This window comes from Actinopolyspora sp. BKK2 (assembly GCF_011291845.1).
Classification (GTDB): domain Bacteria; phylum Actinomycetota; class Actinomycetes; order Mycobacteriales; family Pseudonocardiaceae; genus Actinopolyspora; species Actinopolyspora saharensis.
Genome location: NZ_JAANTE010000003.1, coordinates 513876 through 537420, shown reverse-complemented (window position 1 = coordinate 537420; position 23545 = coordinate 513876). Strand labels below are relative to the sequence as shown.

Below are 23545 nucleotides of genomic sequence, written 5' to 3'. Positions count from 1 at the left end.
CGAGTGTTACCGGGTCGAGTGGCGCAATCGGGATGCTCGAGTGCGGGAAGCACCGTTAGGCTGGCGGTTCCCCCGATGACCGGATCCGGAGCCTCGGGGGCGACGTTGGGCAGAACGTACGGAGGTGCTCGTGGCCGCACCGCAACCTCCCGGAACCGGCGGTGGTGCGGATCCGGAACGTTGCCAGCACGATCACACGGCCCCGGACGTCGCGCGTTCCGGTGAACGCGCTCCCCGATGGGGGTTCGGTGCCTTCTTCCTCGCCGAAGCCGTTTTCGTCCTGGTCTCGGTGGGTTTGGCGACGTTTTTCGGTGATTTCGGAAGCGGGAGCTGGGTCGGTCCCGTCTTCGTGCTGATCCTGATGGCTCCCACCGTGCTGGCCGGTGCGGTGGCCGTCGTGGCCACGCTCGTCCGGGGGAACGGTCCCGTGCGGGACTTCGGGCTGCGCTGGAGACGTTCCGATGTGCGCACCGGCCTGGGCATAGGTATGTGCGGTCTGGTGCTGAGCACCGTGGCCTCGATGATCTGGACCAGGTGGGTCGGCACGGAGCAGGCGAACTCGGCAGTGGGAAGTCTGCTCGAACAGGTGCGACTCCCCCCGGTGCTCGCCGTGGTCATTTTTCTGCATGTGTGGTTGGTCGCCCCGATCTGCGAGGAGTTGCTCTACCGCGGACTCCTCTGGGGGGCGATGGAAAAGCTCAGGTTCAGCCAGGTCACGGTGTTTCTGCTCACCACGGCGATATTCGCCATCGGGCACTTCGAGCCCGCGCGTACCGTGCTGTTGCTCGTGATAGCCCTGCCGATCGGGTTGGCGCGACTCATCACGGGAAGGTTGACTGCTAGCGTCGTGGCACACCAGGTGAACAACTTCCTGCCCGCGCTGGGTCTGTTGCTCATGTCGCTGGGTCTGCTGCCTGCCTGAGAGCCAGGTCGATTCGTCGACAAGAGGCACGCCGTGAGGCTGTCACGGGCTTTTCGGAGGACTCCTTCGAGGCCACTCGCAGGTGGTCTGGCACAATAGGAAGCTGTTCGCCACGAGCGGGCTCTCTCACCGCTTCGTGGCTGGTCGAAGTATGAGCATCTGTAGCGCCCGACGCTGTTTGTTCGAGATGCTCACCGGAGCACGAACGAGAGTTTGAGGAGCACCACCACCCGTGGCAGTAAAGATCAAATTGATGCGGCTGGGTAAGATCCGCGAGCCGCACTACCGCATTGTCGTCGCCGATGCCAAGACTCGCCGGGACGGGCGGGACATCGAGACGATCGGCCAGTACCACCCGAAGCAGCAGCCGAGTCACATCCAGGTGGACTCCGAGCGTGCGCAGTACTGGTTGAGCGTCGGAGCCCAGCCCACCGAGCGGGTGCAGCACCTGCTGAAGGTGACTGGGGACTGGCAGAAGTTCAAGGGGTTGCCCGGAGCGGAGGGCACCCTGAAGGAGCCGCAGGGCAAGAAGTCCAAGCAGGAGATGTTCGAGGCTGCTCTCTCGGCCGCCGAGGAGGAGTCCGGTGCCGACGCCACAACGCCCAAGAAGAAGGGCGGCAAGAAGGCTGAGGCAGCGGCCGACGACGAGGAGAGCAAGGAGCAGTCCGAGGAAGGCCAGGCGTGACTGTCCTCGCGGACGCCTTGGAACATCTCGTGCGGGGGATCGTGGACAATCCCGACGAGGTGCGCGTCGAATCGTCGTCGACCCGTCGCGGTCGCACTCTCGAGGTGCACGTCAATCCCGATGACCTCGGCAAGGTCATCGGAAGGGGCGGGCGTACCGCGACTGCGCTGCGCACTGTCGTTTCCGGCGTCGGTGGGCGCGGTATCCGCGTCGACGTGGTAGACACCGATCGCTGAGCGGCGGTTATGGCTGAACAACAGGCTGCTCCACTGGTCGTCGGTCGTGTGGTCAAACCGCACGGTGTGCGCGGCGAGTTCGTCGTGGAGGTTCGCTCGGACAGTCCGGACCGCCGCTTCGTCGCGGGAGCCGTCCTGGGAGTCGTACGCAAGTCCGGGGGCGGTGATCCCGAGTCGTCGCTCGAGCTGGTAGCCGCCCGGTGGCACGCCGGGCGGCTACTGGTGGAAGCCGAAGGGATTTCCTCGCGTGATGCGGCGGAGCGGTTGCGCGGAGCTCTGCTCACCGTGAACCGGGACGAGCTGGAAGCGCTGGACGATCCCGACGAGTTCCACGACTACCAGCTGGAGGGGTTGTCGGTCCGACGGCCGGACGACACCGTGCTGGGAAGCGTGGTCGGAGTGGTGCACACCCCTGCCGGAGAACTGCTGAGCATCTCCCTCGAGCAGGAGCAGCACGAGGCGCTGGTTCCCTTCGTCAACGACATCGTCGTCGAGGTGAGCGTCGAGCGGGGAGTCCTGGTCGTCGATCCCCCGGAAGGACTGCTTGACCGGTTCTGAGGGGATGCCCGCCGATTTGGTCCGGCGACTGGGGCGCCGAGGGCCTGTCCCGAAGGTCGTTCCTCCCGGGCCGAGCGGCCGGGACGGACCTGTTCCACACGGATCGGAGTTGGAGTTCGGTAGCGATGCGGATCGATGTTCTGACGATCTTTCCCGACTACCTCGCTCCGGTGCGTGAAGCCCTGCTGGGCAAGGCGATAGATCGCGGCAGGATCTCCGTGGGAGTGCACGATCTGCGGGACTGGACGCACGACGTCCACCGCTCCGTCGATGACAGCCCCTACGGGGGCGGGCCCGGCATGGTGATGAAACCGAGCGTGTGGGGGGAGGCCCTCGACAGCGTCTGCGCCGATGCCGTCGAGCAGCCACGGCTCGTGATTCCGACCCCGGCCGGGGTTCCCTTCGATCAGCCGACGGCTAGGCGTTGGTCGGAGGAACAGCACCTGGTGTTCGCCTGCGGGCGTTACGAGGGCATAGATCAGCGTGTGATCGACGACGCGGCTCGGCGTATGTCGGTGGAGGAGGTCTCCATCGGAGACTACGTCCTCGTCGGCGGCGAGGTCGCGACGTTGACCATGATCGAGGCCGTGGTGCGGTTGTTGCCCGGCGTGCTCGGCAATCCCGCCTCCGCCGAGCAGGACTCGTTCTCGGACGGGCTGCTGGAGGGGCCGTGCTACACGCGCCCGGAAACCTGGCGCGGCCTGTCCGTGCCCGAGGTGTTGCGTTCGGGGGACCACGCCGCTGTCGATCGCTGGCAGCGGGATCGTGCGCTCGAACGCACCGCGTCGCGGCGTCCGGACCTGATCAACGCGCTGGCGCCCGAGCAGTTGGACGACCGCGATCGGGCCCTGCTCGCCCGCCTGGCGGACTCCGAGGCGGAAGGTCCGCCCGCGGGGGCCGAGAGCGCGGAGGAACCTCCGGAGGCTCCCGGGAGCGGTACCTCGGAGATGTAGGCTTCGTGCTCGCCGCCCCTGCGGGGTTTGCTCAGCCTCCACCCGGCAGGCTCACCTCGGACGAGGCGGGGCTGGTTCGGGGACGCTGAGCGCGGCTGATAGGCTAACGGAAGAAGTAATGCGGCCGGTGCGGTCGACGACCCACCGGTATCCGCGGATTTCCTGCTCCGGCAGGCGTCTTCCTCGTGGGACGAGGTGACGATAAACGGCTCGATGACGACCCGGATCGCTCGGACAAGCGGTGCCGGGCCCGCCACGGGTAGATCCGAGCGGCCCCTCGCGGGGCTGCTGAGCGGATCATCGGCCGCGGCAGGAGTCGCGGCTCACCTGAACAGATTTCACTGTCGTGAGTGAACGTTCAACGACACGGATGAGGACGGACCACCGATGAACAAGCTGGACGCGCTGGACGCCCAGTCGATGCGTTCCGACATCCCAGACTTCCGGCCCGGCGACACGCTGAAGGTCCACGTCCGCGTCATCGAGGGTTCGCGCGAGCGTGTCCAGGTCTTCCAGGGCGTGGTTATCCGCCGGCAGGGCGGCGGCATCCGGGAGACCTTCACCGTGCGCAAGGTCTCCTTCGGTGTCGGCGTGGAGCGCACCTTCCCGGTACACAGCCCGAACATCGCCAAGATCGAGGTCGCCACCCGTGGCGACGTCCGGCGAGCCAAGCTGTACTACCTGCGTAACCGGGTTGGTAAGGCTGCGCGGGTCAAGGAGAAGAAGCCCGTCAAGAACGCCTGACGCGGACTGGTGTCGGTAGTGTGATCGACTGCCGGACGGAACAGTGGATCGACGGTGCACGATCCCGGCCAAGAGCCGGGGTCGTGCACTTTTACGCTCCCCGGCGGGCACTTCTCCGCGGCCGGATTCGGGGAACGTGCCGTTCTCGGCCGGGAGGGATCGAAGTGTTTCCTTCGATTGAGTGAAATATTTCGGTTCTGGACGTTGTCGAGAATCCGACCTCGTCTTTCCCCGGATGTCACGGGAGGTCACCCCGCCCCTGTCCTCGGGAGGAACAGCACCGCACGGCTTTTCGCGAGCCCTCGGTTCTGCCCGCTCGGAGGTGGGGAACTCGGCGGGGTGAAGGGGAGGCCCCGTCGCTGGTCCAGTACGCTGGCCGGGTGGCCGATGTCATGCGTTCTCCAGGACCGGATGAAGATCCCGCAGAGGAGCACCCGAACGAGGAAGCAGGCGCCGAGCGTGGTGACCAGCCGCGTTCAGGGGAGCACGACTCCTCGAAACGGGAGAAAAAGGGAAAAAAGGGATCTTTCTGGTGGGAACTGTTCGTCCTGGTCGGCACGGCGTTGCTGCTGACCGTGCTTTTGCAGATGTTCGTGGCGCGAGTATTCGTCATTCCCTCCGAATCCATGATGAATACGCTGCAGGGATGCCCCGGCTGTACCAAGGACCGGATTCTCGTCGACAAGATCACCTACCGCTTCAGCGAGCCGCAGCCCGGGGACGTGGTCGTCTTCAGCGGGCCCACCACCTGGATGGAGGGGCAGAGCGGGGACGCCGCCGCCCCGTCCAATCCGGTGGCCGGCTTCTTCCTGCGCGCGGGGTCGATGCTGCACCTCGTCGATTCCGGTGAGAAGGATTTCGTCAAGCGGGTCATCGCTACCGGCGGCCAAACGGTCGAGTGTTGCGACGAACGCAACAGAGTCCTGGTCGACGGCGAACCCCTGGAGGAGCCCTACATTCATTGGAGCGGCCCCTCGAAGAAGCAGGAGGAGTTCGGGCCGGTGCGGGTTCCGCAGGATCACCTGTGGGTGATGGGCGACAACAGGAACAACTCCTTGGACTCCCGATACCAGGGTGGCGGAGGCCGCGCGGGCGCCGTGCCCGTCGACGACGTGATCGGCAAGGCGCAGTTCATCGTGCTGCCACCGACGAGGTGGCAGGGCATCGACGAGGAGAACCCGCAGGCGATGGCCCTGGGGGCGGAGTCGGTCCGTGAAGAGGGGGACCGCTTGCCCGGTGAGCTCGGTTACCTGACGGTTATCCCCGCGTTCTGGGCGTACAGGCGTACTGTTTCCCCGGTGGTCAGGACGGACTCGCGGGAGCATCACTGAGCGTGCGTGTAGGAAGCGCCGATCTGGAACTGCCGCGCACCGTGGTCCGGAGGGACTCCGGTAGTTGGGCGCTGCAGAACGCTTTGGAGCGTCGGGGGCTCGGTCCGGTCGCCGGGGTTGACGAGGCGGGACGCGGTGCGTGTGCCGGCCCCATGGTGGTGGCCGCGTGTGCGCTGCGCCGGGCGGACATGAAGCGTTTCGACGGTCTGACCGACTCCAAACTGCTCACGGAGCGCAGCCGCGAGTGGTGGTTCGGCCGGATCAGGGAACTCGCGGTCGGTTACTGCGTGGTTTCGGTCGAATCCGGTGAGATCGACGCCCTGGGAGTGCACGCGGCGAACCTGGAGGGGATGCGGCGCGCGGTCGCCGGGCTCCGGACGCATCCGGGGTACGTGCTCACGGACGGGTTCGGGGCAGGAGGGCTGGCGGCACCGAGCGTGGCCGTTCGGAAGGGGGACCGAGCGGTCGCCTGTGTCGCGGCGGCCTCGGTGCTGGCGAAGGTGAGCAGGGACCGGATGATGACCGAGCTGCACGCTCGGTTCCCGGTTTACGGTTTCTCCGGGCACAAGGGCTACTCGACGCAGGCGCATCAGAACGCCCTGCACACGTACGGTCCGAGCGTGCACCACCGGTGGAGCTACTCGAACGTCGTCAGGTCGGCGAGTGTGCACGGTATGCGTTCACCCCGGCGGAGCAGTGGTAATCCCGGATTGTTCGATGCTTTTGATCAAGGTGTGATGGACAATGGAGGCACCGACGTTGGGTACCCGTAGGCCGACCAGTGACAGGGAAGGGCTCACACAGCCATGAGCGCCGAGGATCTCGAGAAGTACGAGACCGAGATGGAGCTGCAGCTCTACAAGGAGTATCGCGACATCGTCGGCCAGTTCACCTACGTGGTGGAGACCGAGCGGCGTTTCTACCTGGCCAACGGGGTGGACGTGCAGGTGCGCAACTCGGACACCGAGGTCTACTTCGAAGTGGCGATGTCGGATGCCTGGGTCTGGGACATGTACCGCCCGGCCCGGTTCGTCAAGAACGTGCGGGTGATCACGTTCAAGGACGTCAACGTGGAGGAACTCGACAAGCCCGAGCTGCGCCTGCCGGACAGCGGTCCTCCGTTCAACTGACCGGGCTCTCCCCGCACCCGGCAACGTCCCCGTGCGACTTCTCCGCCGGGGCGGTCAATCGCGCGCTCTCGTCGCACGAGCCGTGCGGGCACTGCTCGTGCTCGCCCAGTCGTCCTCCTCGCCTTGAGCCGCCCCGGCGGATTTTGCGCCGCTCCCGCGCGCTGCTCTCCTGCCGAGCCTCCGCACCCGTGAAGAACTGTGGTTGTCCACAACCCCTCGAACCTTCCCCAACTGGGTAGATCGACTCTGGTGCGGAGCTGACGGAGTGGGCAGTTTGGAGCCGTCGAATCAGATCGAGTTCGGAGGCTCCATGACGTCGAATCCGATTACGGGCGCCCTGTCCGACGACGACACGCACGGTCGTAGGCACGCGCTCGGCAGAGCGGGGGAACGGTTGGCTGCCGAGTACCTGCGGCAGCGGGGACTGGTGGTGCTCGAACGCAACTGGACCTGTCCGCAGGGAGAGCTGGACATCGTCTGCACCGACGGGGAGAGCGTGGTGATCTGCGAGGTCAAAACGCGTTCGGGCGTCGATTACGGTTCACCGGTCGAGGCGGTCGGCCCGCACAAGGCGCGCAAGTTGCGGGAACTGGCCACTGCCTGGTTGCGAGCTCGTGACGTGCACAACTGTCCGGTTCGCTTCGACGTGCTCTCCGTGCTGTGGCCCCCGGGGGAACCGGTCCGCATCGAGCATTACCAGGAGGTGTGCTGAAGTGGGATTGCGGACCACACGTGCGGTGGCCCTGTTCGGGGTGGACGGGGTGCTGGTGGAGATCGAGGCCGACGTTCGTTCCGGCGGGGTCCCGAGCGTTCAGTTGCTGGGATTGCCGGACGCCGCGCTGCAGGAGTCGAAGAACCGGGTACGTGCCGCCATCAGGAACAGCGGGGAGGACTGGCCGCAGTCCAACATCACCTTGGCGCTCTCTCCGGCTGCCCTACCCAAGACGGGGACGTCCTTCGACACGGCGTTGGCCATGGCGGTGCTGACTGCTTCCGAACGGGTTCCGTACCACCGGATCGAGGGCACGGTCTTCTTCGGGGAACTGGCGCTGGACGGGCGCATTCGCTCGGTCCCCGGCCTGCTTCCCGGGCTGTTGGCGGCCGTCGAGGGTGGAGCCGAGCGTGCCGTCGTGCCCGCGAGCGGGTTGGCCGAGGCACGTTTGGTTGAGGGGATCGAAGTGCTGGGGGCCGAGCATCTCGGTGAAGTGGTTTCCTGGGCCCGCGGGCAGGGGGAGCTGCTCGGATGCCCGAGCGGGGGAACCGAAACCGAGCACGCGGCCGGGGAGGAGCTCGACCTGGCCGACGTCAAGGGACAACCGGACGCCCGGCGAGCTCTCGAGATCGCCGCTGCCGGTGGGCACCACCTTCTGATGATCGGTCCACCGGGGACGGGCAAAACCATGCTGGCGCGTCGCCTGTGCGGTCTGTTGCCCGAGCTCTCGGCGGAGGAATCCCTGGAAACCACGGCGGTTCACTCCGTGGCCGGCGTGCTGTCCGAGAACACCTCGCTCGTGCGCAGGGCTCCGTTCGTGGCTCCGCACCATTCGGTCTCGGTAGCGGGACTGATCGGCGGTGGTTCGGGCCTTGCCGTCCCGGGCGCGGTCAGCCGTGCTCACCGCGGGGTGCTGCTCATCGACGAGGCCTGCGAGTTCGGGGCGCAGCGGCTGGAGTCGCTGCGCACAGCTCTGGAGGAGGGTGAGGTGCGGCTTTCCCGGAAGGACGGGACGCTGCGATACCCGGCGCGCTTCCAACTGGTCCTGGCCACGAACCCCTGTCCGTGCGCTCCCGCACGGGAGTCCGACTGCCACTGCACACCGCACGCACGCAGGCGCTATCTCGGCAAGTTGTCGGGCCCGCTGCTCGATCGCACTGATCTGCGCGTCCGGATGCGTCCGCTGACGACGGTGGATCTGCACGTCGACCAGGAACGGGAGTCCTCCGAAGAGGTTCGTGCTCGTGTGCTCCGGGCGCGGGAGGCCGCCGCCGCGCGCTGGCGGGAGCACGGCTGGCGGTCGAACTCCGAAGTGCCCGGGCCGGTGCTGCGGCGTGAGTTCGCTCTCCCGCGCAAGGTGACCGCCCTGCTGGACCGCGGGTTGGACACCGGAGCGCTGACCGCACGGGGAGCAGATCGCTGCCTGCGGGTGGCCTGGACGCTGAGCGATTTGGACGGTTCCGAGCGTCCTGACGCCGATCATGTGGCCACGGCTCTGCAGTTCAGGGAAAGGACGGTGGTATGACCCATTCGTCCGGTCCTGACGAGAAGGTGCTGCTCGCCAGGGCGTACCTGTCCGCTGTGGTGGAACCGCCCGCCCCCGCAGTGATCCGGTTGATCGAGGAGCACGGTGCGGTAGCGGCTGCCGAACTCGTGGCCGAAGGCGAATTCCCCCGGGACGTGGCCGAGGAAGTGGAGGCACGACGCAGCCACGTCTCGGGTGCGCGGCTGCTCGAACACGCGCAACGCTGCGGGGTCCGGTTGCTCGGACCGGAGCACGACGCATGGCCGGGCCGACACATGGCAGCGTTGGCCAGGGCGACGGACCTGGGGATGGAAAAGCTCGTGGCACCGGTGGCGCTGTGGTGTCGCGGTACGGCCACCGAGATCTTCGCGGAGCCCTCAGTCGCGCTCGTGGGGACCCGTGCGGCCACGGGCTACGGGGAGAACGTGGCCGCGGAACTCGGCTACGGACTCGGGACAGCCGGAGTCGGTGTGCTCTCCGGCGCGGCCTACGGAATCGACGGTGCGGCTCACCGGGGGGCGCTGGCCGGGGGCGGGGCCACGGTGGCCGTGCTCGCGTGCGGACCGGACAGGGACTACCCGGCGGGCCACGCCCGACTGCTCGGCGAGATCGCCGAGCGCGGTCTGGTCCTCAGCGAGTACGCGCCGGGGACGCCTCCGCGCAAGCACCGCTTTCTGGTTCGCAACCGTTTGATCGCGGCCCTGGCCGAGGGCACCGTGGTCGTCGAGGCGGGGCTGCGAAGCGGTGCGGCCAACACGGCAGCTACCACGGACAGCCTGGGGAATCCGGTCATGGCGATTCCGGGGCCGGTGAGCTCGGCGAACTCGGCGGGCTGTCACGAGCTGATCCGCTCGAACGGCGGGATCCTGGTGACCGGTGTCAACGAGGTGCTGGAAGCCGTTCTCGGAGTGGGGAAGACTCCCGAGGCGGGTGGTGGGACACCGCAGCGGTCCACGGACGGCCTCGACGGGAACGCCAAGCGCGTGTGCGACTCGCTTCACTTCGGTCGAGCCCGTCACGTGGAACAGCTCGTTCTCGAGACGGGACTGCCCGAGCGGACGGTGCTCAGCTGCCTGACGGAACTCGAAATGTCCGGTTTGGCCGCGTTCGGGGACGAGGGATGGACACGATGCAAGCAGTGATAAATCAAGCGCGTATCGTGGCGATGTGTTACTTGACCCCGGTGGAGCCACCCAGCAATGTCACCTGGCATGAATCAGAAACGATCGGATCACGCGCAGCGACCGGATCTGCTCGCGGCGCGTGAGCGACTCCCGGAGCGGCTCGCGACGGAGCTCGACCGGTTCGAACGGCACCTGTGCTGGGAACGCGGCATGTCCGATCACACAGTGCGTGCTTATGTCGCCGATGTCGTGTCCCTGCTCGAGCAGCTCGTCGGCGACGACGAGGTGGAACACGGCATCGAGGAGATCGACATCGCGCTGCTGCGCGCTTGGTTGGCCGCCGAGCACGAGCGCGGGACCAGCAGGTCCACGCTCGCCCGCAGGGCGGCCTCGGCGCGGGCCTTCACCAGCTGGGCACACGCCAGGGGGTACTTGTCCGGTGATCCCGGTCCGCGGCTCCGGATCCCGCGGAAGCAGCGCCAACTGCCTTCCGTGCTGCGCAGAGATCAAGCCGAATCCGTACTGCGCTCCTCCGAAGCGGGCAGCGAGCAGGAGGATCCGGTCGCCCTGCGCGATCACGCAGTGCTCGAGCTGCTCTACGCCACGGGAGTACGGGTGTCGGAGCTGTGCAGGCTCGATCGCGGGGACGTCGACCACGAGAGCCTCGTGCTGCGAGTGGTGGGCAAGGGGGACAGGCAGCGCGCAGTGCCTTTCGGCACACCCGCGGATCGCGCGTTGCGCCGCTGGCTGGACAGTGGGCGTTCGAGGCTGGAGCGTTCCGCTTCGGGGGACGCCCTGTTCCTCGGCGCGCGAGGAGGGAGGTTGAACCCACGCAGCGCCCGGCGGATCGTGTACGAGTCCGTCGGCACCGTGCAGGACGCGGCGAGGATCGGTCCGCACGGATTACGGCATTCAGCCGCTACACACCTTCTGGAAGGTGGAGCCGATCTGCGTAGCGTCCAGGAGTTGCTCGGTCACGCTACGCTTTCAACGACGCAGCTCTACACTCACGTGACCGTCGAACGGTTGAAGGCGATCCATGAGCGAACCCACCCCCGTTCCTGACGATGCCGGGGGCGAAGCCCGATCGGCGAGCGCACGATCCGGCCTCGGACCGGCCATCGAGGCAGGAAAATCGGAACAGCGTTTCCGGAGCGGCGGATCCTCCAACGGGGGAGTTTCCCAACTCGATCCCATGCTTCGGGGCGCACGCTGGCAGCAGAACGAGACCTCTTCGGAGCACTGTCCGGAGCGCGATGGTGAGGACGTCGAAGCCGGTATAACCGCTCTGTGGCACGCCTTCGGCCAGAACCGCGATCAGGAGCTTCGTGATCGGCTGGTACTGCACTACGCACCCCTGGTGAAGTACGTGGCCGGACGCGTCGGAACGGGGCTGCCCGCCCACGTGGAGGTCTCCGACCTGATCCAGTCCGGAGTGTTCGGCCTCGTCGACGCGATCGAGAAGTTCGAACCGGAGCGCGGTCTGAAGTTCGAGACCTACGCGATGCAGCGTATCCGCGGAGCGATACTCGACGATCTCCGCGCCCAGGACTGGGTCCCGCGCTCGGTGCGTAGCCGAGCCAGGGACGTCGAACGCGCGCTGGAGCGGTTGGAAGCCAAGTTGCAGCGCACCGCCACCGACGCAGAACTGGCGGAGGAGCTGTCGCTGAGCACCGAGGAGCTGCGGGAGCTCTTCGCGCAGTTGCAGATGACCAGCGTCGTCGCGTTGGACGACCTCATCGGAGTGGGGCGTGGCACTGCCTCCCTGGCGGAGACATTGCCGGACGATCGGGCCGAGGACCCGGTCAACACGCTCGTGAACAGGGACAGCAGGCGGCAGTTGGCCGAGGCGGTGGAACGTCTCAGCGACCGGGATCGCATCGTCGTGACGCTTTACTACTTCGAGAACCTGACGCTGGCGGAGATCGGCAAAGTGCTCGGCGTGACGGAGTCCCGCGTGTGTCAGCTGCACACCCGGGCCGTGCTGCGCCTGCGCGGCAAGCTCACCGAAGCGAACCACTGATTCACCCCGTGCGGGGTCCGCGCCGCGCGCTCACCAAGGCAGCAGACGTGTCCCTCCCGCGGGCGATTCGAGCCGCTCCAGCGGATCGAGGTACTTCGCACCGTTGCGCAGTCCCCAGTGCAGGCAGGCGTGCGGCGGGGTGCGTGCGCAGTCGGGATGCCCGGCCACGAGGGTTCCGATGAGCTGGCCGCGCCGTACCGCTTGGCCCTCGACCACCTGAGGGCTGACCGGCTCGTAAGTCGTGCGCAGCCCGTTGTCGTGTTCGACGGAGACCACGGGACGGTCCACCACGACTCCGGCGTGGACGACGGTGCCTGCTGCCGCGGCGCGGACGGGTTGCCCCTCGCGTCCGAGGAGGTCGACTCCTCTGTGCCCGGCTTCGTAGGGGGAGTTCGGCACGTGGAAGGGGGTGGTCACCTCGGTGCGCGTCCCCAGCGGGGGAGACAGCACGAGCCATGGCGGGGCCGTGGCTCTCGCGCCGGGGGACTCGGGGACGTGTCCGGAGTGGGCCCGCCCGAGGAACTCGCCGACCACGAGGCCGCAGAACACCGTCGAAAGGACCGTGAGCACGAGCACGCGAGTACGCATGTGATCGACGGTGCTGTGGTGCTTCGCCACGTGCCATCCCCGAGCCCGCGCGCGGTGGACAACCGGGGCACCTGTGGAAATCGTTACCACGCTTCTGACGTCCGGGGCCGTGGAGTACACTCGTACCTGCGGCTCATGAGAAGCGAGTCGACTTCGCGTGCGCGCGTATCGACCTGATCACGACGGTGCTCGAATGCCGTCCGGAGTTCGATCCGCCGGCGGCTCTCGTTCGCATCGGTACGGATCGCCCCGGGGGGGTGATCCGGGGTTTACCCGGCGCAGCCGGTGTTACGGCCGGTAACAACGGTCGTCCGGTGGGATTTCGAGGGCAGTGGTGAATCGGTCGTGCGGTTCCGTCAACGGTCCCGGGGTTCGTTCTGCTGGAACTTCTTCGGGCGATGGTCCCGGCGCGTACCAGGGTGGTGGATCGCCCGATCCATCGCGGCAACCGAAATCGCGCGTCGGATCCCGACGCGCCCGACATGTGAGGTGCGAACCAGGCTATGGCCGTCGTCACCATGAAGCAGCTGCTCGACAGTGGCGTGCATTTCGGGCACCAGACCCGCCGCTGGAACCCGAAGATGAAGCGCTACATCTTCACCGAGCGCAACGGCATCTACATCATCGACCTGCAGAAGACCCTGTCCTACATCGACGGGGCCTACGACTTCGTCAAGCAGACTGTCGCCCACGGCGGAACCGTTCTCTTCGTGGGGACGAAGAAGCAGGCGCAGGAAGCCATCGCCGAGCAGGCGCAGCGGGTCGGCATGCCGTTCGTCAACCAGCGTTGGCTGGGTGGCATGCTCACCAACTTCCAGACCGTGCACCGCAGGCTGCAGCGTCTCAAGGAGCTGGAGACGATGGAGCAGACCGGCGGTTTCGAGGGTCGCACCAAGAAGGAGATCTTGATGCTGACCCGCGAGAAGGAGAAGCTGGAGCGGACCCTGGGCGGTATCCGCGACATGTCCAAGGTCCCGAGCGCGATCTGGATCGTGGACACCAAGAAGGAACACATCGCGGTCGGCGAGGCCAAGAAGCTGGGCATCCCGATCGTGGCTATCCTCGACACCAACTGTGACCCGGACGAGGTGGACTACCCCATCCCCGGTAACGACGACGCGATCCGGTCCGCGGCCATGCTGACCAGGGTCGTCGCCGACGGTGTCGCGGAGGGCCTGATGGCCCGCAGCGGACGCGGGGACAGCGCCGAGGCCGGCGAGGGCAAGCAGGAGAGCTCCGAGGAGCCGCTCGCCGAGTGGGAGAAGGAGCTGCTGACCGGTTCCGGTGAGTCGGAAGCGGCGACGAACTCCGAGGCGACTGAGCAACCCGCGCAGTCGTGATCTGTGAGGCGTGCCCGGGCACGGGGTGCTCGGGCACGCCTCCTCCATTCCCATTTCCCCCGCCAGACATTCCAACGAGGATGGACGACGCACGATGGCGAATTACAGTGCGGCCGACGTGAAGCGCCTTCGCGAAATCACCGGCTCCGGCATGATGGATTGCAAGAAGGCGCTCGAGGAGACCGAGGGCGACTTCGACAAGGCGATCGAGAACCTGCGCATCAAGGGCGCCAAGGACGTGGGCAAGCGTGCCGAGCGTTCCACGGCGGAAGGTCTGGTCGCAGGCGGCGACGGAGTGCTGCTCGAGCTGAACAGCGAGACCGACTTCGTGGCCAAGAACGAGGAGTTCGTCGAGCTCGCGGACAAGATCGTTGCCGCGGTCAAGGACGTCAACTCCACCGATGTGGAGACCGTGAAGGAGACCCCGCTCGGGGACACCACGGTCGGCAACGCGATCCACGACCTCGCCGCGAAGATCGGTGAGAAGCTGGAACTGCGCAGGGTCAGCATCTTCGAGGGGCAGGTCGCGACCTACCTGCACCGGCGTGCCGCGGGGCTCCCGCCCGCCGTGGGGGTGCAGGTCGAGTACACCGGCTCTGACGAGGAAGCCGCCCGCGGTGCCGCGATGCAGATCGCGGCCCTGAAGCCGCAGTACCTGTCCAAGGACGACGTGCCCGAGGACGTCGTCGCCAACGAGCGCAGGATCGCCGAGGAGACCGCCCGTTCCGAGGGCAAGCCGGAGCAGGCCATGCCCAAGATCATCGAGGGGCGGCTCAACGGCTTCTACAAGGACAACGTGCTGCTCGAGCAGCCCTCGGTCCAGGACAACAAGAGGACTGTCCGGGATCTGCTCGACGAGGCCGGCGTCAGCATCACCCGTTTCACGAGGTTTGAGGTCGGCCAGTCCTGATCGTTCCGTGACGGATCCGCTCCAGCCTGCCGTGCACGCTGCGGATCCGGCAGCCAGGATGTGAACCGGAGCAACCCGGGTGTGTCCGGAGCGGTCCGCGAGAATCGATGTTCGCGCCCCGCCTTCGTCTTCCGAGGGCGGGGCGTTTTCTCAGGAGGAACGAGTGACTGACGGCGTATCCGTTGGGCAGGCGGGTGAGAGCGGCTACCGGAGGGTATTGCTCAAGCTCGGTGGGGAGATGTTCGGCGGCGGCAGTGTGGGAGTCGATCCCGACGTCGTTGGTACGATCGCGCGTCAGCTCGCCGAGGTGGTCGCCAATGGAGTCGAGGTCGCGGTCGTCATCGGTGGCGGCAATTTCTTCCGCGGTGCGGAATTGCAGCAGCGCGGCATGGAGCGGGCGCGCGGCGACTACATGGCGATGCTGGGCACCACGATGAACTGCCTGGCGTTGCAGGACTTCCTGGAGCGCGAGCACGGGATCGACACTCGTGTGATGACCTCCATCAGCATGGGGCAGGTCGCCGAGCCGTACATCCCGCGGCGTGCCAGTCGGCACCTGGAGAAGGGGCGGGTCGTGATCTTCGGTGCGGGTACGGGGATGCCGTACTTCTCCACCGACACGGCGGCCGCCCAGCGTGCACTGGAGATCGGCGCGGAAGTCGTGCTGATGGCCAAGGGCGTGGACGGCGTCTACTCCGCGGACCCGAGGACAACGCCCTCCGCGGAACTGTTCGAGAGCATCACGCACCGTGAGGTTCTGGAACGCGGTCTCAAAGTGGCCGATGCGACGGCGTTCAGCCTGTGCATGGACAATCACATGCGCATTCTGGTCTTCAATCTTCTCGAGGAAGGCAACATCGCGCGCGCTGCCAGCGGTGCGAAAATCGGGACGCTGGTCAGTACCCCCGGGTAACGGACTGGCGAGGGTCGATTTGGGATCCTGTCCGTGAATCGGTCCGGTACTCGTCGGGTCGAGTGAGTACGACCTGTATCGACCGTCGGAGTCTGCCGGCCCCACACCGAAGGAGCAGCCGTGATTGACGAGACTCTTCTCGAAGCCGAAGAGAAGATGCAGAAAGCGGTGGAGGTGGCCAAGGACGACTTGGCCACCGTTCGCACCGGCCGTGCGAATCCGGCGATGTTCTCCGGCATCGTCGTCGACTACTACGGTTCGCCGACGCCGTTGAACCAGTTGGCGAGCATAAACGTGCCGGAGGGCCGGCTCGTGGTCATCAAACCCTATGACGCCAGTCAGCTCGGCGCCATGGAACGGGCGGTCCGCAACTCGAACCTGGGAGTCAACCCCAGCAACGACGGCAAGGTCATCCGGGTGCAGGTTCCGCAGTTGACCGAGGAGCGCCGCAAGGAGATGGCCAAGCTCGCCAAGCAGAAGGGTGAGGACGCCCGCATCACCCTGCGCAGCCTGCGGCGCAAGGCCAAGGAGGAGATCGACCGAACCGTCAAGGACGGGGAAGTCGGCGAGGACGAGGGCGTGCGTGGTGAGAAGGAACTGGAAAACATCACCCAGCGCCACGTTTCGCAGGTTGACGAACTGGTCAAGAACAAGGAATCGGAACTGCTCGAGGTCTGACGGCGTGGTGACGACTGGCCAGCGCGAAGGTGAGTCCGGAATGTCGACCGACGTGCCGGACGGATCCGCACGTTCTTCGCGTGCGGGCCGCAACCTGCCCGCCGCGCTGGCGGTTGGCTTGTTGCTCGGCGCGGGGATCGTCACCGCGCTGTTGACCTATCGGCACTCGTTCATCGGGATCGTGGCAGTGGCCGCCGCGCTCTCCACCGTCGAACTGGCCGGGGCGTTGCGCCGGGGTTCGGGGATCCGGTTGGCCCTGCCGCCGGTTCTGGTGGGCGGTCAGGCGATGATCTGGTTGTCCTGGCCGTTCGGTTTTTCCGGTGTTCTGGTGGCCTTCGCGCTCACCACGCTGGTGTGCCTGGCCTGGCGTGTTCGGCTGGGCGTGGACGGCTATCTGCGTGACGTGACGGCGTCGGTGTTCACCAGCTCCTACGTCTCGATGTTCGCCGCTTTCGCGGCGATGCTGGTGGTGCCTCCCGACGGGGGGCTGCGGGCGTTGTGCTTCATGATCGGGGTGGTCGCCTCCGACACGGCGGGCTACGCCTCGGGCGTGTTCCTCGGACGTCACCCGATGGCGCCCCGGGTGAGTCCGAACAAGTCCTGGGAAGGGTTCGCCGGCTCGCTGTCCGCGGGCGTGGTGGCGGGCGCGCTCTCGGTGAGTCTGCTGCTGGGGGGCACGTGGTGGGCCGGAGTGCTCTTCGGCATCGCCGTCGTGTGCAGCTCCACCCTCGGGGACCTGATGGAATCGTTGATCAAGCGCGATCTCGACATCAAGGACATGGGGACCCTGTTGCCCGGCCACGGCGGTCTCATGGACCGGATGGACTCATTGCTTCCCTCCGCCGTCGTCGCGTGGGGGACCCTGTTCTGGTTGATTCCCAGCTGAATCGGGGCTTCCCCGCGCGGAGGCCCCGGTTCGTGCGCCGCCGTGAGCTGCGCGTCCAGCAGTCTCGTTCGTTCCACGAGCTCGTTCACGGGTGCGTGTGGTATCTGCGCGGGATCCGGGACCGAAGGCCTCCTCGAGTGGTGTGCCGCGTTCTCCCGCCGGCGTTCGGTCGATTCGGATCCCGCGATCGCCCGCTTCCGGGAACGGATCGTGCAGGAGGCGAAGCTCCCCCGAATGCAGCCTTGTCCCGCCGGGCGTTTCATGATCGACTGAGTTGTGGTCGTTGAACGAGAACGATCGGATTTTCGGCAGGGGATCGGTTCCGGCTGGCGAGGGTAGTTTGTTGATTTCTGGGGGATCCGGTAAGGCGATCAGCGCGAGCCTGGACGAGATCGCCCGCATGGAACGCGCCGAGCGCGTTCGGGCGGAACGCTATTTACGCAGGCACTATCCGCTGTATCGCGCTTTGTCGACGAGGGTCGCGCTGGCACGGGCGCTGGGGTTCGCCGCGGGGCTGGCGCTGGCGGTGTCGGTCGTGCTGTTGGCGCAGGGAGCCGGGCTGCTCTGGGTGGCCGGGCTGGTGCTGTTGGGATTGCTCCTCTTCGGGTACGTGGTGGTGCGGCTCACCGACAGCAGGTTCGATCTGCTGCTCGCGGCCCTCGGAGCCCATCGCGCGGAGGAGGGGCGCACGTTTCCGGACGAGCACGGTTCCGGAGCGGATGCCGAGGGGCAGGCGCGGTTCGGAACCTCGGGGGTGTTCCGGCAGTGACGATCACGTGAGCCGTACCGGGTAGTGCTTCGCCGGACGTGCTTCTGACGTCTTCCGCGTGTCGTCGGCGCGGGACAGCGCCGTTCGGGAAGTGGTTCGAGAAGTGGTGCCGCGGTGTCCCTAGGGAAAACCGGGCAGGCCGGTGCCCTCCTGCCGGTGCTGCCTAGTGCTGCACGGTTATGGACAGGGTCTGGGCGATCTCGGAACCGAGGAAGTGCGTCTCGGCCTCCTCAGCCGAACCGACCCGCACCACCAGCGGGCCGCCGAAGGGCTTGCGCTCGACGACCTCGATCCGATTGCCCAGGGTCATCCCGTGGTCGGTGAGATAGCGGAGCAGTTCCGAGTCGGTGTCCCAGACCCGGGCTATGGTGCCCACCGTTCCGGGGGCCAGTTGGTCGAGCAGCTTCGTGGTCGGTTTCTCCACCACGCCCTCGGCGGTGGGGATCGGATCACCGTGCGGATCGTGGGTCGGGTGACCGAGTTTGCTCGCGATGTGCTCGATGAGCTCGTCGGAGACGGCGTGCTCCAGTGCGTCGGCCTCCTGGTGCACCTCGTCCCAGGTGTAGTCGAGCACCTCGACGAGGAACTGCTCCAGCAGCCGGTGCCTGCGCAGGACGTCGCAGGCGAGTCTGCGGCCCGTGGTGGTCAACTCCACGCTGCGGTACCTCTCGTGCGTGACCAACCCGAGCTGCGCGAGCTTGGTGATCATGCCCGACACGGAGGAGGGGCTCAGTCCGAGTCGGCTCGTGAGCGTCGTGTTGGTGACCGAGGATCCGCGTTCGCTGAGGCCGTAGATGGTTCGGACGTAGTCCTCCACGGAGGCTGAGTGGCGCTCGACCGTGCCAGTCATGACTTCACCATAAGAGGTAGTTCTCCGCGAGTCCCCGACCTGTGGGACGAATCCCGTGCGGTGATCGGGTTCGGCTCTTCCGCGGGGCTGCCCGGGGAGGAGTCACCGGCGGAGAGCCGCCCCTCGCGGTGTCCGCGTGTGGCCGCTGAGCTCCTGCGGGCGGCTCCGTGGGACAATGGGGTCGTTATGAGCTCGACGTCTCTTCCTCTCGTCTTCGACGCTCCCAAACGGGGCATGCCACCAAGACATCTCGCGGACCTTTCCGGAGAGCAGCGTCGTGCTGCCGTCACGGAGCTCGGCGAGAAGCCGTTTCGTGCTCGCCAGCTCGCGCAACACTACTTCGGCAGGCTCACAGCCGATGCGCAGGACATGAGCGATGTTCCTGCCGCAAGCAGGGATCGGCTGGCCAACGAACTGCTGCCCACCCTGCTCACTCCCGTCCACAATCTTGACACGGATGAGGGGGAAACCCGCAAGACGCTTTGGCGGGCCCACGACGGGACCACGCTCGAAAGCGTTCTGATGCGCTACCCCGACCGGGCGACCGTGTGCATCTCCAGCCAGGCCGGTTGCGGCATGGCCTGCCCGTTCTGCGCCACTGGCCAGGGAGGGCTGCAGCGCAACCTGTCCACCGCGGAGATCGTGGACCAGGTCCGCCAGGCCGCCGCGATGATGCGGGACGGCGAGGTGCCCGGTGGTCCGGGCAGGTTGTCCAACGTCGTCTTCATGGGCATGGGCGAACCGCTGGCCAACTACCGCAGGGTCATCGACGCGGTGCACCGCATCTGCGATCCCGCTCCGGACGGACTGGGGCTCTCGCAGCGTTCGGTCACCATCTCGACCGTCGGTCTGGCCCCGGCCATCCGGAAGATGACCCAGGAGGGGCTGCAGGTGACGCTGGCCGTGTCGCTGCACACCCCGGACGACGAACTCAGGGACACCCTGGTTCCGGTCAACAACCGGTGGAAGGTCGAGGAGGTGCTCGAGGCCGCCCGCGGCTACGCGGAGCACACCGGCAGGCGCGTTTCGATCGAGTACGCGTTGATCCGCGACATGAACGACCACCCGTGGCGGGCCGATCTGCTCGGGAAGCTGCTGCACAAGCAGCTCGGAAGGTTCGCCCACGTCAACGTCATCCCGCTGAACCCGACTCCGGGAAGCAAGTGGGACGCGAGCCCGAAACCCGTGGAGCGGGAGTTCGTGCGCCGGGTGCAGGACGCGGGCGTTTCCTGCACGGTGCGGGACACGCGCGGCCAGGAGATCGCGGCGGCCTGCGGTCAGCTGGCCGCGGAGAACCTCTGAGCCGCGTGACCGGTTTTCGCGCTGCTGGGGCACGGGTGGAACCGGCGCGGTCGGTGTGGTGACAGCGCTGGAGGACCCGCGGGCAGCAGTGCTGCCGCCGAGCGCCCTGCTGCTGCCGCGCAGCGCGGCCGGCTCACGCGCCGGAGCCGGCCGAGCTCACGAGTGCCGATGATTCGAGGGGCGGTCGATCGGGGAACTCCCACGACGACCGCCCCTCGGCTCGTTGCTCCGTTCGTGCGGAGGTGCTTCACCGCCGCCAAGAGGTCCTGCGCCGCCGCAGGTCGTAGAGCAGTGCGACCGCCATCACGGCGGCGATGGCGATCAACCAGATGTCGGCGCTGATGAAGTGCCCGCCGCCGCTGAGTATTCCCTGGTGATTGCCGATCAGCATCATCACCATCGCGAACGTGCTGAACCAACCGGCGATCTGGATGCCCTTCGGGAACGAGCCGTGCCACCCCCACTCGACCGAGGGTTCCTCGGCGGGATCGACGGCCTGGGTCGGCGCCTGTTCGTGATGGGTCTGCTCCAGCTCCGTGTTTGCCACGTTCCCCTCCTGTGCCCGTCGCGGAATCGAGGTGAAACCGCGGACGCCGGTTCCTTCACATCGCGGAGCTCGCCTTCCGGCGCAGGCCGCTCGGGCCGCGCAGCACACGAAGCAGCACGCGAACCCGCCGATGCGCGACCATCTTCGCACACCCGTGCCACGGTTCTGGGTGGACCGCTGGTGCGTTACGCCATACGCGCACGGCCGCGACGGCCCGCGGCGTCGCTTCCGGGAGGGAATCGGCAATAATGAGCACGATGGTCTCCGCCCAACCAGGCAAGGACAGGCAGGAAAACGACCGCGGCTCACCGTGCGGTGTGACGTTGCTGGGCTCGACCGGCTCGATCGGTACCCAGGCTCTCGAGGTGATCCGGCGCAACCCGGGCGCCTTCCGGGTGCTCGGCATCGCCGCTGGGGGCAACGATCCGGCGACCCTGGCGGCCCAGGCCCTCGAGTTCGAGGTCGAAGCCGTCGCGGTGGCCCGGGGCACGGCGGTGGAGGACGTGCAGCTGGCCCTGTACGCCGAGGCGCAGCGCCTCGGCTACGCGGAGGGGCGGTTCCGGCTGCCGCGGCTGTTCGCCGGGCCGGACGCGGCCACCGAGCTGGTCCGGGACACCGAGGCCGACGTCGTGCTCAACGGTATGGACGGTTCGCGTGGGTTGCGTCCCACGCTGGCCGCGCTGGAGTCCGGCTCGCGGCTGGCCCTGGCGAACAAGGAGTCGTTGATCGCGGGCGGTCCGCTGGTGCAGCGCGCGGCCGCTCCGGGGCAGATCACTCCGGTGGACTCGGAGCACTCCGCGTTGGCGCAGTGCCTGCGCGCGGGGGACGCGGACGAGGTCCAGCGCTTGGTGCTGACCGCCTCGGGAGGACCGTTCCGCGGTTACTCCGAGGAGGAGTTGCACGAGGTCACGGTCGATCAGGCCTTGGCGCACCCCACCTGGTCGATGGGTACGGTGGTGACCATCAATTCGGCCACCATGGTGAACAAGAGCCTGGAGCTGATCGAGGCCCACCTCCTGTTCGGGGTGGATTACGACCGCATCGACGTGGTGGTGCACCCGCAGTCGATCGTGCACTCGATGGTCACCTACGCGGACGGGGCCACCATGGCGCAGGCCAGCCCCCCGGACATGCGGTTGCCGATCGCACTGGGGCTGGGCTGGCCGCGTCGGGTGGACGGTGGCACTCCGCGGCTCGACTTCGCGCAGGCTTCCTCGTGGACGTTCGAGCCCTTGGACGACGCGGCGTTCCCCGCGGTCGGGCTGGCACGCCACGCCGGAAAGGAGGGCGGCTGTCTGCCCGCCGTATACAATGCGGCGAACGAGGAGGCTGTTGCGGCGTTCGTCGCGGGTAACAGCCGTTTCACCAGTATCGTGCAGACTGTCGAGAGGGTGCTGGCCGAGGCCGACGCGTGGCGTGCCGAGCCGGCCAGCGTGGACGAGATTTTCGAATCCGAGGAGTGGGCCCGCTCCCGAGCCCGCGAACTCGCCGGTATGGAAAGAGCGCATTGATGCTTGTCGTGCTCGGCATCCTGATTTTCTTCCTCGGGCTGCTGTTTTCGATCGCTTGGCACGAACTCGGTCACCTGACGACGGCGAAGATGTTCGGCGTCAAGGTGACGCAGTACATGGTCGGGTTCGGTCGGACGATCTTCTCCAGGAAGAAGGGTGAGACCGAGTACGGGGTCAAGGCCGTTCCGTTCGGCGGTTTCATCCGGATGATCGGAATGTTCCCGCCGCAGAAGGAGCAGGAGTACGGTCGGACCGCTTCCTCCGCGCCCTGGCGGGCGATGGTCGAGGACGCCAGGCAGGCGGTTGCCGAGGAGGTGCGCCCCGAGGACTCGCACCGGCAGTTCTACCAGCGCAAGCCGTGGAAGCGGATCATCGTGATGGCCGCTGGGCCGTTCATGAACCTGATCCTCGCGGTAGGCATCTTCACGACCGTGCTGATGGCCTACGGCGTGGCCCAGCCCACCACGACGGTCAGCTCGGTCAGCGAGTGCGTGGTCTCGGCGAAGGCCCAGAACGTCAGCGAGTGCCCGGAAGGGGCCCCGAAGTCCCCCGCGGCCCAGGCGGGATTCCGACCCGACGACGAGATCGTGAGCTTCAACGGCGAGCGGGTCGAGTCCTGGCAGGAGCTGCGCGGCTCGATCCGGAACTCCACGGGCACCGCGACGGTGGTGGTGGAGCGGGACGGACGGACGCTGACCCTGCACCCCGATCTGATTCCCAACACCCAGCCGAAGATCAATGATTCGGACGAGTACGTGGAGGTCGGTTTCCTCGGGATCACCCCGACCCAGCACCTGGTCCGGCAGAGCTTCGGGGACGTGGTCACGCGGATCGGTTCCATGATCGGCATGACGGCGCAGAAGGTGGTCGAACTGCCCAGCAAGGTCCCGGACCTGGTCGCCGCGATCGGTGGGCAGGAGAGGGAGTCCGACTCCCCGGTCGGCGTGGTCGGTGCCAGTCGGCTTGGTGGTGAGGTGCTCTCCTACGACGAGCTCTCGGTCGGCGCGCGGATGATCACCATGGTCCAGCTCCTCGCCGGGGTGAACCTCTCGCTGTTTCTGATCAACATGCTGCCGATCCTGCCGCTGGACGGCGGGCACATAGCCGGAGCGCTGTGGGAGTCCCTGCGGCGCAAGCTCGCCAGGCTGGTGCGCAGGCCCGATCCGGGACCTTTCGACACCGCGAAGCTGATGCCGGTGGCGTACGTGGTCAGCCTCGTGTTCATCGCCTATTCCCTGCTGGTGCTGGTCGCGGATATTGTGAACCCGGTCACACTGACCTGAGTGGCTGTTGCCGCGATCCGGCGAG

At 67.0% G+C, this 23545-nt stretch carries 26 protein-coding genes; 23 read left to right on the top strand and 3 right to left on the bottom strand.

The window, feature by feature from the left end; all coding sequences use genetic code 11:
* Positions 1–130 precede the first annotated feature (130 nt).
* The 14 genes from G9Q41_RS22655 to whiG all read left to right on the top strand — a co-directional run bounded on the left by G9Q41_RS22655 (position 131) and on the right by whiG (position 11943).
* Complete coding sequence (locus G9Q41_RS22655; protein WP_092522993.1) at positions 131–922, top strand: type II CAAX endopeptidase family protein; 792 nt, start codon at positions 131–133, stop codon at positions 920–922.
* Positions 923–1154: 232 nt separating this feature from the next.
* Positions 1155–1607, top strand: coding sequence for a 30S ribosomal protein S16 (gene rpsP, locus G9Q41_RS09280; RefSeq protein WP_092522991.1), 453 nt, complete (start codon positions 1155–1157; stop codon positions 1605–1607).
* Positions 1604–1843, top strand: a complete 240-nt coding sequence (locus G9Q41_RS09275; RefSeq protein WP_092522989.1) for an RNA-binding protein — start codon at positions 1604–1606, stop codon at positions 1841–1843. Before rpsP ends, G9Q41_RS09275 begins: the two co-directional genes overlap by 4 nt.
* 9 nt (positions 1844–1852) lie before the next feature.
* Entirely contained in the window at positions 1853–2401 is a 549-nt protein-coding gene (rimM, locus tag G9Q41_RS09270) for a ribosome maturation factor RimM (protein WP_092522987.1), read from the top strand.
* A gap of 125 nt (positions 2402–2526) precedes the next feature.
* Entirely contained in the window at positions 2527–3354 is an 828-nt protein-coding gene (gene trmD / locus G9Q41_RS09265; RefSeq protein ID WP_092522984.1) for a tRNA (guanosine(37)-N1)-methyltransferase TrmD, read from the top strand.
* Positions 3355–3741: 387 nt separating this feature from the next.
* Complete coding sequence (gene rplS, locus G9Q41_RS09260; protein ID WP_092522982.1) at positions 3742–4098, top strand: 50S ribosomal protein L19; 357 nt, start codon at positions 3742–3744, stop codon at positions 4096–4098.
* Positions 4099–4478: 380 nt separating this feature from the next.
* Positions 4479–5429 (top strand): signal peptidase I, encoded by a 951-nt coding sequence (lepB, locus tag G9Q41_RS09255; RefSeq protein ID WP_347567503.1) that lies wholly within the window; start codon positions 4479–4481, stop codon positions 5427–5429.
* Positions 5430–5431: 2 nt separating this feature from the next.
* Positions 5432–6202, top strand: a complete 771-nt coding sequence (locus G9Q41_RS09250; protein ID WP_347567502.1) for a ribonuclease HII — start codon at positions 5432–5434, stop codon at positions 6200–6202.
* A 33-nt stretch (positions 6203–6235) separates the two neighbouring features.
* Entirely contained in the window at positions 6236–6559 is a 324-nt protein-coding gene (locus G9Q41_RS09245) for a DUF2469 domain-containing protein (RefSeq protein WP_017974030.1), read from the top strand.
* Between the two features lie 310 nt (positions 6560–6869).
* The gene (locus G9Q41_RS09240) at positions 6870–7271 is read left to right on the top strand and encodes a YraN family protein (RefSeq protein ID WP_165632382.1); all 402 of its coding nucleotides are present in this window, start codon (positions 6870–6872) and stop codon (positions 7269–7271) included.
* Between the two features lies 1 nt (position 7272).
* Entirely contained in the window at positions 7273–8796 is a 1524-nt protein-coding gene (locus G9Q41_RS09235) for a YifB family Mg chelatase-like AAA ATPase (protein WP_165632381.1), read from the top strand.
* A complete protein-coding gene (dprA, locus tag G9Q41_RS09230) occupies positions 8793–9938 on the top strand; it encodes a DNA-processing protein DprA (protein WP_165632380.1) in 1146 nt (381 codons plus the stop codon). The genes G9Q41_RS09235 and dprA overlap by 4 nt, the downstream gene beginning before the upstream one ends.
* Before the next feature lie 69 nt (positions 9939–10007).
* Positions 10008–10985 carry a tyrosine recombinase XerC gene (locus tag G9Q41_RS09225; protein ID WP_092522975.1) on the top strand — a complete coding sequence of 326 codons (978 nt, stop codon included), beginning with the start codon at positions 10008–10010 and terminating at the stop codon, positions 10983–10985.
* Positions 10960–11943 (top strand): RNA polymerase sigma factor WhiG, encoded by a 984-nt coding sequence (whiG, locus tag G9Q41_RS09220; protein ID WP_165632379.1) that lies wholly within the window; start codon positions 10960–10962, stop codon positions 11941–11943. The genes G9Q41_RS09225 and whiG overlap by 26 nt, the downstream gene beginning before the upstream one ends.
* Positions 11944–11973: 30 nt before the next feature.
* Here whiG and G9Q41_RS09215 read toward each other — a convergent pair whose 3' ends face one another.
* Positions 11974–12531 carry a M23 family metallopeptidase gene (locus G9Q41_RS09215; protein ID WP_092527207.1) on the bottom strand — a complete coding sequence of 186 codons (558 nt, stop codon included), beginning with the start codon at positions 12529–12531 and terminating at the stop codon, positions 11974–11976.
* 503 nt (positions 12532–13034) lie between these two features.
* Between G9Q41_RS09215 and rpsB the strand changes: the two genes are divergently transcribed.
* From rpsB to G9Q41_RS09185, 6 genes are all read left to right on the top strand, one after another.
* On the top strand, positions 13035–13871 hold the full coding sequence (rpsB, locus tag G9Q41_RS09210; RefSeq protein ID WP_017974037.1) for a 30S ribosomal protein S2: 837 nt from the start codon (positions 13035–13037) through the stop codon (positions 13869–13871).
* A 94-nt stretch (positions 13872–13965) separates the two neighbouring features.
* Positions 13966–14781: a translation elongation factor Ts gene (tsf, locus tag G9Q41_RS09205; RefSeq protein ID WP_092522969.1), complete on the top strand. Its 816-nt coding sequence runs from the start codon at positions 13966–13968 to the stop codon at positions 14779–14781.
* A gap of 163 nt (positions 14782–14944) precedes the next feature.
* A complete protein-coding gene (gene pyrH, locus G9Q41_RS09200; protein WP_092522966.1) occupies positions 14945–15694 on the top strand; it encodes a UMP kinase in 750 nt (249 codons plus the stop codon).
* Between the two features lie 120 nt (positions 15695–15814).
* Complete coding sequence (gene frr, locus G9Q41_RS09195; protein WP_092522963.1) at positions 15815–16372, top strand: ribosome recycling factor; 558 nt, start codon at positions 15815–15817, stop codon at positions 16370–16372.
* 40 nt (positions 16373–16412) lie between these two features.
* Positions 16413–17258 carry a phosphatidate cytidylyltransferase gene (locus G9Q41_RS09190; RefSeq protein ID WP_092522961.1) on the top strand — a complete coding sequence of 282 codons (846 nt, stop codon included), beginning with the start codon at positions 16413–16415 and terminating at the stop codon, positions 17256–17258.
* Positions 17259–17601: 343 nt separating this feature from the next.
* Entirely contained in the window at positions 17602–18027 is a 426-nt protein-coding gene (locus tag G9Q41_RS09185) for a hypothetical protein (protein WP_242687250.1), read from the top strand.
* Positions 18028–18190: 163 nt separating this feature from the next.
* On the opposite strand, the gene G9Q41_RS09180 is transcribed toward G9Q41_RS09185, so the two are convergent.
* Positions 18191–18877 (bottom strand): metal-dependent transcriptional regulator, encoded by a 687-nt coding sequence (locus G9Q41_RS09180; RefSeq protein WP_165632378.1) that lies wholly within the window; start codon positions 18875–18877, stop codon positions 18191–18193.
* 186 nt (positions 18878–19063) lie between these two features.
* On the opposite strand from G9Q41_RS09180, the gene rlmN reads away from it, so the two are divergent.
* Entirely contained in the window at positions 19064–20179 is a 1116-nt protein-coding gene (gene rlmN / locus G9Q41_RS09175) for a 23S rRNA (adenine(2503)-C(2))-methyltransferase RlmN (protein WP_092522956.1), read from the top strand.
* A gap of 247 nt (positions 20180–20426) precedes the next feature.
* On the opposite strand, the gene G9Q41_RS09170 is transcribed toward rlmN, so the two are convergent.
* Positions 20427–20726, bottom strand: coding sequence for a DUF2631 domain-containing protein (locus G9Q41_RS09170; protein ID WP_092522954.1), 300 nt, complete (start codon positions 20724–20726; stop codon positions 20427–20429).
* A 248-nt stretch (positions 20727–20974) separates the two neighbouring features.
* Here G9Q41_RS09170 and dxr point away from each other — a divergent pair, with 248 nt between their 5' ends.
* Both dxr and G9Q41_RS09160 read left to right on the top strand, forming a co-directional pair.
* Entirely contained in the window at positions 20975–22237 is a 1263-nt protein-coding gene (gene dxr, locus G9Q41_RS09165; protein WP_092522952.1) for a 1-deoxy-D-xylulose-5-phosphate reductoisomerase, read from the top strand.
* Positions 22237–23520 carry a site-2 protease family protein gene (locus tag G9Q41_RS09160; protein ID WP_092522950.1) on the top strand — a complete coding sequence of 428 codons (1284 nt, stop codon included), beginning with the start codon at positions 22237–22239 and terminating at the stop codon, positions 23518–23520. The genes dxr and G9Q41_RS09160 overlap by 1 nt, the downstream gene beginning before the upstream one ends.
* The last annotated feature ends 25 nt before the right edge of the window (positions 23521–23545 follow it).

Coding starts and splice junctions, on each gene's coding strand:
- rplS (WP_092522982.1), top strand. CDS start 3,742: ATGAACAAGCTGGACGCGCTGGACGCCCAGTCGATGCGTTCCGACATC.
- tsf (WP_092522969.1), top strand. CDS start 13,966: ATGGCGAATTACAGTGCGGCCGACGTGAAGCGCCTTCGCGAAATCACC.
- G9Q41_RS09160 (WP_092522950.1), top strand. CDS start 22,237: ATGCTTGTCGTGCTCGGCATCCTGATTTTCTTCCTCGGGCTGCTGTTT.
- rlmN (WP_092522956.1), top strand. CDS start 19,064: ATGAGCTCGACGTCTCTTCCTCTCGTCTTCGACGCTCCCAAACGGGGC.
- G9Q41_RS09240 (WP_165632382.1), top strand. CDS start 6,870: ATGACGTCGAATCCGATTACGGGCGCCCTGTCCGACGACGACACGCAC.
- G9Q41_RS09245 (WP_017974030.1), top strand. CDS start 6,236: ATGAGCGCCGAGGATCTCGAGAAGTACGAGACCGAGATGGAGCTGCAG.
- G9Q41_RS09215 (WP_092527207.1), bottom strand. CDS start 12,531: ATGCGTACTCGCGTGCTCGTGCTCACGGTCCTTTCGACGGTGTTCTGC.
- dxr (WP_092522952.1), top strand. CDS start 20,975: ATGAGCACGATGGTCTCCGCCCAACCAGGCAAGGACAGGCAGGAAAAC.
- G9Q41_RS09180 (WP_165632378.1), bottom strand. CDS start 18,877: ATGACTGGCACGGTCGAGCGCCACTCAGCCTCCGTGGAGGACTACGTC.
- dprA (WP_165632380.1), top strand. CDS start 8,793: ATGACCCATTCGTCCGGTCCTGACGAGAAGGTGCTGCTCGCCAGGGCG.
- G9Q41_RS09190 (WP_092522961.1), top strand. CDS start 16,413: ATGTCGACCGACGTGCCGGACGGATCCGCACGTTCTTCGCGTGCGGGC.
- whiG (WP_165632379.1), top strand. CDS start 10,960: ATGAGCGAACCCACCCCCGTTCCTGACGATGCCGGGGGCGAAGCCCGA.
- rimM (WP_092522987.1), top strand. CDS start 1,853: ATGGCTGAACAACAGGCTGCTCCACTGGTCGTCGGTCGTGTGGTCAAA.
- G9Q41_RS09225 (WP_092522975.1), top strand. CDS start 10,008: ATGAATCAGAAACGATCGGATCACGCGCAGCGACCGGATCTGCTCGCG.
- rpsB (WP_017974037.1), top strand. CDS start 13,035: ATGGCCGTCGTCACCATGAAGCAGCTGCTCGACAGTGGCGTGCATTTC.
- trmD (WP_092522984.1), top strand. CDS start 2,527: ATGCGGATCGATGTTCTGACGATCTTTCCCGACTACCTCGCTCCGGTG.